At 77.9% G+C, this 11,113-nt stretch carries 10 protein-coding genes; 3 read left to right on the top strand and 7 right to left on the bottom strand.

Features of this window, described 5'->3' with window-relative positions; genetic code table 11:
• The 3 genes from Q7T67_RS18135 to Q7T67_RS18125 form a co-directional block, all read right to left on the bottom strand.
• Positions 1-370: hypothetical protein (locus tag Q7T67_RS18135; RefSeq protein ID WP_304793077.1), on the bottom strand; the 370-nt coding region annotated here is incomplete at its 3' end.
• A gap of 96 nt (positions 371-466) precedes the next feature.
• Positions 467-967: a tRNA adenosine(34) deaminase TadA gene (tadA, locus tag Q7T67_RS18130; protein WP_370695422.1), complete on the bottom strand. Its 501-nt coding sequence runs from the start codon at positions 965-967 to the stop codon at positions 467-469.
• A gap of 147 nt (positions 968-1,114) precedes the next feature.
• The gene (locus Q7T67_RS18125) at positions 1,115-1,561 is read right to left on the bottom strand and encodes a universal stress protein (RefSeq protein WP_304793071.1); all 447 of its coding nucleotides are present in this window, start codon (positions 1,559-1,561) and stop codon (positions 1,115-1,117) included.
• Between the two features lie 296 nt (positions 1,562-1,857).
• Between Q7T67_RS18125 and Q7T67_RS18120 the strand changes: the two genes are divergently transcribed.
• Positions 1,858-4,224 carry a hypothetical protein gene (locus tag Q7T67_RS18120; RefSeq protein WP_304793068.1) on the top strand — a complete coding sequence of 789 codons (2,367 nt, stop codon included), beginning with the start codon at positions 1,858-1,860 and terminating at the stop codon, positions 4,222-4,224.
• Between the two features lie 19 nt (positions 4,225-4,243).
• On the opposite strand, the gene Q7T67_RS18115 is transcribed toward Q7T67_RS18120, so the two are convergent.
• Both Q7T67_RS18115 and Q7T67_RS18110 read right to left on the bottom strand, forming a co-directional pair.
• Complete coding sequence (locus Q7T67_RS18115; RefSeq protein WP_304793064.1) at positions 4,244-5,155, bottom strand: CpsD/CapB family tyrosine-protein kinase; 912 nt, start codon at positions 5,153-5,155, stop codon at positions 4,244-4,246.
• Positions 5,152-6,864 (bottom strand): FAD-binding oxidoreductase, encoded by a 1,713-nt coding sequence (locus tag Q7T67_RS18110; RefSeq protein ID WP_304793061.1) that lies wholly within the window; start codon positions 6,862-6,864, stop codon positions 5,152-5,154. The genes Q7T67_RS18115 and Q7T67_RS18110 overlap by 4 nt, the downstream gene beginning before the upstream one ends.
• 49 nt (positions 6,865-6,913) lie before the next feature.
• On the opposite strand from Q7T67_RS18110, the gene Q7T67_RS18105 reads away from it, so the two are divergent.
• Together Q7T67_RS18105 and Q7T67_RS18100 are read left to right on the top strand one after the other, a co-directional pair.
• Entirely contained in the window at positions 6,914-8,512 is a 1,599-nt protein-coding gene (locus Q7T67_RS18105; protein WP_304793058.1) for a glycerol-3-phosphate dehydrogenase/oxidase, read from the top strand.
• Positions 8,513-8,693: 181 nt separating this feature from the next.
• Positions 8,694-9,350 (top strand): TetR/AcrR family transcriptional regulator, encoded by a 657-nt coding sequence (locus Q7T67_RS18100; RefSeq protein WP_304793055.1) that lies wholly within the window; start codon positions 8,694-8,696, stop codon positions 9,348-9,350.
• Positions 9,351-9,390: 40 nt separating this feature from the next.
• Here Q7T67_RS18100 and Q7T67_RS18095 read toward each other — a convergent pair whose 3' ends face one another.
• Together Q7T67_RS18095 and Q7T67_RS18090 are read right to left on the bottom strand one after the other, a co-directional pair.
• The gene (locus Q7T67_RS18095) at positions 9,391-10,167 is read right to left on the bottom strand and encodes a YaaA family protein (protein ID WP_304793052.1); all 777 of its coding nucleotides are present in this window, start codon (positions 10,165-10,167) and stop codon (positions 9,391-9,393) included.
• A 69-nt stretch (positions 10,168-10,236) separates the two neighbouring features.
• Positions 10,237-10,719 (bottom strand): hypothetical protein, encoded by a 483-nt coding sequence (locus Q7T67_RS18090; RefSeq protein ID WP_304793049.1) that lies wholly within the window; start codon positions 10,717-10,719, stop codon positions 10,237-10,239.
• Positions 10,720-11,113: the final 394 nt, after the last annotated feature.

Below are 11,113 nucleotides of genomic sequence, written 5' to 3'. Positions count from 1 at the left end.
CGTGCGCGGCCGCCGTGCCGGCGAGCGCGGTCGTCGGGACGGCCGGCGCCCCGGCGCCGGTCCCGATGCGACCGGCCTCCTGCTCGCGTCGCCGGCGGCGCGAGCCGGACCCGGGGATCTTCGAGGCCAGCTCGCTCATCGGCTGCAGGTCGGACTGGATGTCCTCGAAGACGACCGTGAGCCGCTCGAGGATCGGCACGATCGTCTCGAGCACCCGCTCGATGTCGTCGACGCGCTGGTAGACGTGCTGCACCTCGGCCGTGAGGTCGTCGATGCTGGACATGCTGCGCCCGAAGTCGTGCAGCCCGCTCTCGTGGAGGACCCGCTCGAGGGCCTCCTGGATCGGCTTGAGCGGATTCGGCGGCGGCACGCCGGGAACGCTACCGGCCCGCCGCTCCGGTACGGCCCGCGCCGCCGCGCGTGGGCCGCCGTGCCGCCACGCCCGGGAGGCCTCTCGGCGGAGGCGTCAGTGCTGCGGCCGGGGTGCATCGCCCCGCGGGTCCCGCGCGTCCATCGCGGCACGCTCGGGCCTGGGACGCCGACGGGCCGCGAAGAACGTCCGCAGGAGCGCCGAGCACTCGTCGCCGAGGACCCCGCCCTCGACGACGGGCCGGTGGTTCAGCGCCGGCTGGGCGGTGATGTCCAGCACGCTGCCGCACGCCCCGGCCTTCGGGTCGGTGCAGCCGAAGACGACCCGCGGGATGCGCGAGAGGACCACGGCACCGGCGCACATCGAGCACGGCTCGAGCGTCACGTAGAGGGTCGCGTCGAGGACGCGCCACGAGCCCAGGGCGGCGGCGGCCCGGCGCAGCGCGAGGATCTCGGCGTGGGCGGTGGGGTCCGCGTCGCGCTCGCGCTCGTTGCGCCCGCGGCCCAGGACGGTGCCGTCGCGGCCGACGACGACGGCGCCGATCGGCACGTCGCCGTGACGCTCGGCCTCGTGCGCCTCGGCGATGGCCAGGCGCATCCAGTCCTCGTCCTGGCCGGGAGGGGTGCCGGCTGCGCGATCGACGGGGGAGCTCACCCGCCGATCATCCCACCCCGGGGCGGGCGGCCCCGGTGGTCCCGGCGACGTCCCGCGTGCGCGGCCGGGACGCCGGACCCGGGACCGGGACTAGGTGGTGCGGACGATCAGCACCGAGCTCGGGGCGTGGTGGCTGATCTTGTTCGGGACGGAGCCCAGCAGGAAGCGCTTGGCGCCCGTCATGCCCTTGTTGCCGACGACGATCAGGTCGCCGCCGAACTCCTCGGCGACGTCGAGGATGGCGTCGGCCGGGTCGCCCTGGCGGGCGTAGGTGCGGACGTCCTCGACGCCCGCGGCGTTCGCGCGCTGCCGGGCGGCGTCGAGCGTGGACTCGACGTCGGCGCGCTCGTTGACCATCCACTCGACGTCGGCGGGGGCCTGCTTGGCCTCCTCGCGGAGCCGGCTTGAGGAGACGGGCTCGTAGGCGGAGACGATCTCGAGACGGGCGCCCACGGCCTTGGCGATCTCGATGGCCTCCGTCACGGCCTGGTTGGCGGTGTCGGAACCGTCGGTTCCGACCACGATCGAGCTGAACACGGCACTCCTGCACGGTTGGGAGACGAGGCGCTGGCCGCGGCGAACGGTGTCCGCAGGGCAGCGGGCCGATCATCGCACAGGCCCCGGAGCCCGCATGGGAGCCGGGTCACGCCCAGAGCTTGAACCCGGCGATCACGATGCTGACGAGCACGCAGGCGACGAGCACGACCTGCATCCAGAACCAGATCGGCGGCATCTGGCAAGGGTACGGCGTGCGTGCGAGGATGGGCTCGACGCATGTCCCCCTCCCGTCCAGGCTCGTCCCCCCGACGCACGTCCCCCGGAGCTCCGCGGCGATGATCATCGGCCCCGGCGATCCGCAGAAGCCCGGGAAGGGCGCCGCGAAGAGCGGCAAGACCGCGAAGGGCGAGAAGCCCCCGAAGAAGAAGGGGCGCAAGGGGAAGGGCTCGAAGAAGCGGACCGTCCGGCCGCCGTCGGACGAGGTGGTCGGCGCTCCCGGCACGACCACGACGGAGGCCGCGCCGCCCTCCGACGCGCCGCCCACCGATGCGCCGCCTTCCGACGCGCCGCCCACCGTGCCTCCGACGTCGGGTGCCCCCCGCCCCACCGCGTTCGACGGGGCGCCTGGTCCGGTCGGTGTGAACGCGCCCGCGCCCGTGGCCCGGGCGGACGACGAACCCACGGTGCAGGACGAGACCGGGACGCCCGCCGACGGGGCCGACCCCGACCCGGGCCACGGGCGCGGCGGGGACGCGACGGCCTCTCCGTCCGCGGACCAGCCCGGTCCGGGGACGGACCCCGGGACCCACGAGCGGTCCGCGCCCGAGGCGACCGCCGGCACCGACGGCGAGCGTGCCACCGGAGCGCCGGGGGCACGCGGAGGTGACGGCGACCCGACGGCGCGCGAGGCCCGACCGCTCTCCTCGGTCATCGGGACGCCCGGATCCGGCGCGCCGCTCGTCGCACGCATCGACGCGCTCCAGGGACGCGTCGACGGCCTCCTCGGACTCGTCGCCTCGATCCGGTCCGCCTCGAGGCCCACGCCCACGCCCACGCCCACGCCCACGACCGCGCCGACGCCCACGCCCACGCCCACGACCGAGCCGACGCCGACGCCCTCCCTCGCGCCCGCGCCGCCGCCGGCGCGACCGGGCCGGTCCTGGCTCGACTCGGGGGCTCCCTCGCGGGTCTGGGACCCGGTGCCCGTGCAGCCGGAGTCCCAGGCGCCGGAGACCGCGGCGCCGGAGGCCGAGGGGTCCGAGCCCGACGGTGCCCCGTCCGTCGTCGGCGCCGCGTCGGCCGGCGCCCCGTCGCCCGACGTCGAGACCTTCGATCCCTCCCCGGCCGACGCCGCGTCGACCGACGCGACGCGGACCGCCGACGCCGACTCCCCTTCGGCCGACGCCGCGTCGACCGACGCATCTCGGACCGACGCCGACGCCGACGCCGCCATCGACCCCCCTCCGGCCGACGCAGGATCGACCGACACATCTCGGACCGACGCCGACGCCGAGGCGGACGCGGACGCCGACGCATCGGCCACCGAGTCCGCTGACGCCTGGGCCGATCCCGCCGACCCCGACCCCGCCGACGAGGACCCGGACACCGTCGGCGCCACGGCCGTGGCGGACGGCCCGTGGGCCGACGACGCCGCCCGGGACACGGCCCCCGAGCGCGAGGACGACGGCGCCGCGTCCGTGCCGACGCCCCCGGGGGCGTCCCCGGCCTCGCCGGTCTGGCCGTCCCGGATGGGCACGCCCGGACGTCCCGCGTCCACCCCGTCGACCCCCTCCGCCGGAGCCGTCCCGCCCGGCATCGCGGGAGCGATCGTGCGGCGGACGCCGCGCCTCGAGCCGGTGGGGATCGTGGACGCGGACGTCGAGGCGGGGCCCCCGGCGGACGCCGAGGTCGAGGCCGCGTCCCGGACGGACGCGGACGCCCCTCCGTCGCCCGTCGAGGACGACCGGACCGCGCCTCCCGTCGCGGACGACCGGACCGCGCCGCGCGCCGACGACCCGACCTCGACGGGCGCCCCGGCACCGGGGCCGGCCGCCGAGCCGACGTCCGAACCGTCGTCGAACCCCTGGGTGGGAGCGTCCGCGTCGCCGTGGCCGGCCCCGCCGGCCTCGTGGGCCGCGGCCGCCACGGCCCGGACGGACGAGGACCCGGCCTCCGGGTCCACGGACGACGGTCCCGCCTCCCCGGCGGCCGGCACGTCCCCTTCCATGGACGACGGCCCCGCCTCCCCGGCGGCCGACACGTCCGCCTCCGCGGACGGCGGGGACGGCGCGTCCCCGGCGGCCGGCGCGCCTCTGGTCCCGCCCGACGTCGCTCCCACGCCCGCCCGGCACGACGACCCCTCGTCCCCGGGGACCGATCGGCCCGCGACACCGGTGGACCGGGCACCCGCTCCTCCGACCGACGACCCGACACCCCCGGCGGGAGCTCCCGCCGCCCCCCGGCCCGGCGTCGCGTCGACCGGCGTCCGCACGGCGGCCTCGATGGGCATCGCGCAGCGGCGTCCGCAGCGGCCCGTCGGACCGGCGGCGCCCGCGTCCCGTCCCGTCCGGCCCAGCGCCGTCCTGGTCGCCCGGGAGCTGCTGGCGGGCGGGGTGATCCCCAGCGACGTCCGGGATCGCCTGCGCTCCGTCTACGGGGTGGCCGACCCCGACGAGGTCCTCGCGCGGGCCATGACCGACTGACCGCGGTCGGGCGGCGACCCTACGCCCGCTCGCCCTCGCGGAGGTAGCGGTCGTAGCTGCGCGGGGCGGGGGAGCGTCCGGACACGGCGAGGATGGTCCGCTCCGACCCGGGCAGCAGATCGACGGCGGAGCGCAGCTCGCCCCGGTCCGCCACCCCCGGGCGCGCGACGAGGACGACCCGGTGCGTCGGGGCGTGCACGAGCAGCTCGCGGGTGTCTGCGACCGGCAGGAGCGGCGCGGTGTCGAGGACCACGTCCACCCCGAGCGCGTCGAGCTCGGCGAGCACCCGGGCGGCGTCGGCGCTGCCCAGCAGCTCGGGGGCGTTCGGCGGCAGCTCGCCCGCTGGCAGCAGGCGCAGGCCGGGGGAGACCTCGACGAGCAGCTCGGCGACGGGGACCCCGCCGACGATCGCGGCGGTCAGGCCGCGTGCGGGGGGTGACGGGACGCCGAGCGCGGCGGCCAGCGCCGGACGGCGCAGGTCGGCCTCGACGGCGACGACGGGTCGACCGGCGCGCGAGAGCGCGCGCGACAGGCCGGCGGCCACCGTGGTCTTGCCCTCGCCGGGCGCGGCGGAGGTCACGACGACGGAGAGGTGGGTCCCCGCGGGAGCCCCCGGCGCGGGCACGAGGGCGGCCCGCAGCATCCGGAACGCCTCGTCGGCACGGCGCCGGTCGTCCTCCCCGGCGGCCGGGGGCGGGACGTGCGCGACCAGCGGCAGGCCCGCCACGCGCTGGGCGTCGGCGCCGTCGGTCAGGGCCTTCGAGCTCCGGAGGGCCAGGGCGACGCCCCCGCCCCCGAGGAGCAGGCCGACGAGTCCTCCGAGGAGACCTGCCCACGACGGGCGGTCGGTGACGGAGAGCAGGCCGACGGCGGCGCCGACGAGCACCGCGGCGAGGACGAGCAGGGCGAGGGTCAGGGTGCGGCGCGTCACGACTCCGGCAAGCATCCCTGAGCGGTCGGTCGGGATGGGAGCAGCTTCCCGGGGTTCATGACGCCGACGGGGTCCAGGTGCGCCTTCACGGCCCGCAGGACGGAGACGCCCAGCTCACCGATCTCGTCGCGCATCCACGGGGCGTGGTCGGTCCCGACCGCGTGGTGGTGGGTGATGGAGGCCCCGCGCGCGGCGATCACGTCCCCCGCGGCCCGCTTGGCGGTCGACCAGCGCGCACCGGTCGCGGCCGGATCGGCGCCGCCGGCCGCGACGACGGTCAGATAGAGCGAGGCACCCTCGGCGTAGACGTGGCTGACGTGGCCCATGACCACCACCGGCGCGGCGTCCTCGCCGCCGAGCGCCGCCTGCACCGCGGCGGTGACCCCGGAGCGCAAGTCCTCCAGGCGCGACCACAGCGTCGCGGTCTCGAGCGTCTCGACGAGCACCCCGCGGTCCAGCAGGCCGTCCCGCAGGTACGGCGCATCGAAGCGCCCGCCCCGCCACGCCTCGCCGGGAGCCTCCCCTCGGGCCACCCCGCCGTGCCGCCGCAGCAGGACGGCCGCCCGCTCGGCACGACCGTCGACCGCGGCCCGGTCCTCGCCCTCCCAGCCGACGACCACGAGGCACGACCCGGGACCGGGGTCCTCGGCACCCGCGCCGTCCTGCGTGATCGTCGCCAGTCTCATGGCGGTCTCGACCTCGTCGGACATCCGCAGCACCGTCGGCCGCTCGCCGGAGCGCGCGAGGTCGCGCAGGGCGGCCGTCCCGGCGGCGAACGACGGCAGGGTCCACCCCTCGTAGCGCTCCGCCCCGGGCAGCGGCTGCACGCGGACGGTGACCTCGGTGAGCACGCCGAGCACGCCCTCGCTGCCCAGCAGCAGGCCCTTCAGGTCGGGGCCCGCGGCGTTCGGCGGGCGGTCGGCGACCCGCAGCTCCCCCGACGGGGTGGCGGCCCGCAGGCCGAGCACCATCGCGTCGAACCGGCCGTGGCCCGAGGACGCCTGGCCGCTGGAGCGCGTGGCCGCGCAGCCGCCGACCGAGGCGCGCTCGTAGGACTGCGGCAGGTGCCCCAGGTGCAGGCCGTGCGGGCGCAGGAGCGCGTCGGCCTGCGGCAGCAGCAGGCCGGCCTGCAGCGTGGCGGTGCGGTCCACGGGGGACACGGCGACGAGCCGGTCCAGGCGGCGCAGGTCGAGCGCGACCACGCCCCGCTGGGCCCCGGCCTCGGCCCGCAGCCCGCCGACGACGCTCGTCCCACCACCGAACGGGACCACGGCGACGCGCAGCTCGGCGCACCGCTCGACCACCGACTGTACCTCCTCCGGGCCCGCGGGGACGACGACGGCGTCCGGCGCCCGCCGCAGGGCGCCGGACCGGGCGTCGAGCAGGTCGAGCGTGCTCTTGCCCGCGGCGTGGCGCAGGCGTGCGTCGTGGTCGACGAGCACGTGGGCGTCGCCCACCAGACCCCGCAGCGCGTCGAGCGCGTCGTCGGGCAGCGCCACGGGCGGGAGGACCACGTCCTCGGGTGCGGGCGGGGCGGCGACCACCTCGCCCGTCAGCCCGAACGCGCCGCGGACCAGGGCGAGGACGCTCTCGTCCGGCGCCGCGGACCGCGCCGGGTCGGCCCAGCCCGACCAGGACATCGGGAAGTCGTCGCGCGGGAGCGCGGCGGCGGGGTGCTCGACGGGACCGGGTGGCGACGGATCGACCATTGGTGAACAGTTGCACAACTATTGTCAACCTGTGCGATACGGTGGGTCGGTGACCCGCCCGGTGCCCGGTTCCCTGAACGTCGCCCGCCGCCGCCGCGACCTCGAGGAGCTCGGGGCGGGCGCTCCGGTCGACCTGCTCGTCGTCGGCGGGGGCATCACGGGCGCCGGTGTGGCCCTGGACGCCGCGAGCCGCGGCCTCCGGACGGTGCTCGTCGAGCGCCACGACCTGGCCGCGGGCACCAGTCGCTGGTCGAGCAAGCTCGTCCACGGCGGCCTGCGCTACCTCGCGTCCGGCGACGTGGGCCTCGCGCTGGAGTCCGCCCGGGAGCGGCACGTCCTGATGACCCGGACGGCCCCGCACCTCGTGCGGTCGCTGCCCTACGTGGTCCCCCTCGATCCCGCGGCCGACGGGCCGGTCCCCCGGCGCCGGGCCGAGGCGCTGGCCACCCGCGTCGGCCTGGTCCTCGGGGACGTCCTGCGCGGCGTCGCCCGGACGCCCTCGGGGGTGCTGCCCCGCAGCCGCCGGATCGGTGCGGCGGAGGCGGCGCGCCTGGTCCCCGGGATGGCGCCCCTCGGCCCGTCCGGTGCCCTCCTCGCCTGGGACGGCCAGCTCGAGGACGACGCCCGGCTCGTGGTCGCGGTCGCCCGCACGGCGGCGGCCGCCGGCGCGCGGATCCTCACCGGCGCGACCGTGCGGCGGGCCGCGCCGGGCGACGTCGAGCTCGTCGACGACGCGACGGGCGAGGCGCTGCACCTGACCCCTCGCGCGGTCGTCAACGCGACCGGCGCGTGGGCCGGCGGCCTCGACGCCGGCGTGCGCCTGCGCCCGAGCCGCGGGACGCACCTCGTGCTGGCCCCGGGAGCGCTGGGCGGCCCCCTGGGCGCCCAGCTCTCGATCCCGGTCCCGGGCTCGTTCGGGCGGTTCCTGCTCGCGATCCCACGCCCGGACGGCACCGTCCTCCTGGGCCTGACGGACGAGCCGGTGGACGGCCCGGTCCCCGACGTCCCCGTCCCGACCGACGCCGAGGTCGATGCCCTGCTGCGTGGCGGCTCGGCGGCGTTCCGTCGCCCGCTGGGGCGGGACGACGTCGTCGGCGCGTTCGCCGGTCTGCGGCCGCTGGTGGCCGGCGCGGGGGAGGGCGCGGAGGGCCGCACGGCCGACCTCTCCCGCCACCACGTCGTCCGGCGCGCCGCGTCCGGGGCCGTGACGGTCACGGGCGGCAAGCTGACGACCTACCGGCGGATGGCGCAGGACGCCGTGGACCTGGCCGTGGCGGGGAGCGGCCTGGACGCGGGACCGTGCCGGACGACCGACGTCCCGCTCGTCGGCGCGGCGCCCGTGCCGGTGCTGCGGATGCTGCGCGTCCCCGGCCGGCTCGTGGACCGCCACGGGACCCAGGCCCCGGCGGTCGCGGCCCTGGCGGCCGAGACGCCCGAGCTCGGCCTCCCCGTCGTCCCCGGCGAGGACGTCCTGCGGGCCGAGCTCACGTGGGCGGTCCGGCACGAGGGCGCCCGGACCGTCGAGGACCTGCTCGACCGCCGGACGCGCCTGGGCCTGCGGCCCGCCGTCCGTGCCGCGGCGGTCCCGGCCGCCGAGCGGGCGCTGGACGCCGCGGACGATCGGCGTCCTGCCCGCGGCGGCCGCTGAGGCGATCGTGGTCCTGCCCGAGGCGGCCGCTCGGACGATCGTCGCCCTGCGGGAGGCGGCGGCCGAGGGCGGTCGCCGTCCCGCGCGCGGCGGTCGCCGGGGGCGGATCGTCGTCCCGTGCGCGGCGGCCGCCGAGGACCGGGCTCGCCGTCCGCGCCCCGGCCGGGCATGATGCAGGGCGATGAAGGCCCCGGAGTACGAGACGCGCCCCGAAGGGGACCCCGAGACCGTCGTCCGGGCGCTCCTGGACCGCCCGGAGGTGGCCGTGAGGCTCCTCGAGGCCGCGCGCGGGTGCGTGCTGGACCGCGGCATCTCCCGCGTGACGATGAGCGACGTGGCGCGCCGCGCCGACGTGTCGCGCACGACGCTCTACCGGCACTACCCCGACGTCGAGACGGTGCTGCGCGACCTGATGACGCTGGACTTCGGGCGCGCGGTGCTCGAGGCGAGCCGCGCCGTGGTGGAGCGGCCGACCGCGCGGGCGCGTCTCGCCGGCACGCTGGTCGAGGGCTGCCGGGCGATGCGCGCCGACGAGCTGTTCCGCAAGATCCTCGACGTCGACCCCGAGTTCCTCCTGCCGTACATCACGGCGCGCACCGGCGTCTCGCAGCGCGTGATGCTGACGCTGCTGGAGAACGGCGTCCGGCGCGGGCAGGACGACGGCTCGATCCGCACCGGCGACCCGCTGTCGATCGCCCGGCTGCTGCTCGTGCAGGCCCAGGCGCTGGCGATCTCGCTCGGCGTGGTGGCGGACGACGACGCCGGGACGGAGAGCGCGCTGCTGCGGCTGGCCGACGAGGCGTTCGAGGCGCAGCTGCGTCCCCTGCCCGACGCCTGAGCCGCGCGCTCCGGGCGGGCCGTGACAGGTCCGTGCGGCGTCAGTCGACCCGTTCGACGACCGTCAGCTCGAACGTGCCCGGTCGTCCGGCCGGTTCGAGTTCGACGGTGAACCCCGCGGCCTCGATCCGGCGGGCCACCCGCTTCGGGGACTCGTTCCCGGACCAGATCCCCCGGTCGCGCAGGAGCGCGCGGCCGATCGCTCCACGGGTGGCCTTCGCGTCGTGGCTGACGACGGTCCGCCGGCCGCCGGACTCGCGCACCACGCCGACGAGGACGGTGGGCGCGTCGGCGGGTCCGCGCCACAGCTCGCGGTAGGGCCCCGAGCGCAGGTCGACGACGAGCTGGTCCGCCGGCAGCGCCCGGGCGAGCGGCTCGGCCCACGTCCGCCGCGCGCTGTCCTGCCCGGGCAGCCGGGCGCCCGCGGGGCAGCGGTAGGCCGGGATCCGGTCCGACGGGCGCAGCACGCCCCAGAGGGCGCTGACGATGAGGACGTGCTCCTCGGCACGGCGGCGTGCCGCCGCCGGCAGGGAGCCCAGGCCGAGCCGGTCGAAGAGGACGCCGGTGTAGACCTCGGCGGCGGGGGCGGCCGGGGCGGTGCGCAGGACGCGGTTGGCCTGCAGGTCCTCGCGGCTGCGGGGACCGAGGTGCAGCTCGGCCAGCGCCCGCTCCTCGTCGCCGCGCGACAGGTCCTCCAGCGCGGCCAGGACGGTGCTGCGGACCGGCCCGAGCTCCGGGTGCGAGAGGGCGTCGAGGGTCAGCGGCGCGCCCGTCGGGGGCGCGGTCTTGCCCTCCGAGGGCGGGACGAGGATCAGCACCGCGCGGACGCTACGCGAGCGTCGCGCGGGGCGCCGCCCGGAGCGGGCGGCGCGGTCCCGCCGGGAGCCTCAGTCGTTCGCGCCGATCGACGGGTTGTCCTCGTCGTCGACGTCGGCGGCCATCTGCTCGGCGAGCTGCGGGAGGAGGTCGGCGACCTGCATCCCGAGGACCTGCGCGAAGGTGGCGACGACCTGGTTCTCGCCGTCGGGGCCGGGGACCTCCTCGATCTGCGGCGAGAAGATGGCCTCCGCCTGGACCTCGCCGGGCTCCTGCGGGTGGTCGGAGAGGATGATCACGGCCCGACCCGGGCCGTCCTTGACGACGCGGCCACCGAGGGTGTCGCGGACGGAGCCGAGGATCTCGGCGACCATCTCGGACCAGAGCACCCGGGCGTCCTCGCGCTCGGCGTCGTCCATGTCGGCGAGGTGGTGGGCGTTGCGCCGCGCCAGCGCCTCCACCCCTGCGGCCACCGAGCGCTGCTCGAGCAGCTGGTCGACGTGCAGGGGGACGGACGGCTCGTGCGTGGGGACGGGATCGGGCTCGCTGCTCATGCAGGGCGCACGCTACGCGATCCCGGCGAGGTCCGCACGCGCCGTACGCCCCGTGTGGCGTGCGCCCGCGGCGCTGCGGGGCCCGCCGCGGCGGGGACCCTCGGAGGAGGGCCCGCCACCGGAACGAGGCGCACCCGCCGGAGCGGGTGCGCGGTGCTGCGTGGGTGTCGCCGGCGTGCGGCGACGGGTGCCCGGTGCCGCCGCCCCGCGACCGCGGGACGACGGATCCCGTCCGTGCCCTAGCGGCTGGCCCTGATGGTGGTGCAGTTGCTGGAGTAGCGGTTGCGGGAGGCGTACTTGCGGTTGACGAGGACGATGTCTCGGCGGGAGCCGCACTTGACCACCGACGGCCGGGTCGCGGCGCGCAGGTCGATGGTGGAGCGTGCGGAGGAGC

It is taken from the genome of Patulibacter sp., assembly GCF_030655195.1.
Taxonomy (GTDB): Bacteria; Actinomycetota; Thermoleophilia; order Solirubrobacterales; family Solirubrobacteraceae; genus Patulibacter.
This window is presented reverse-complemented; position numbering and strand designations above follow the sequence as displayed.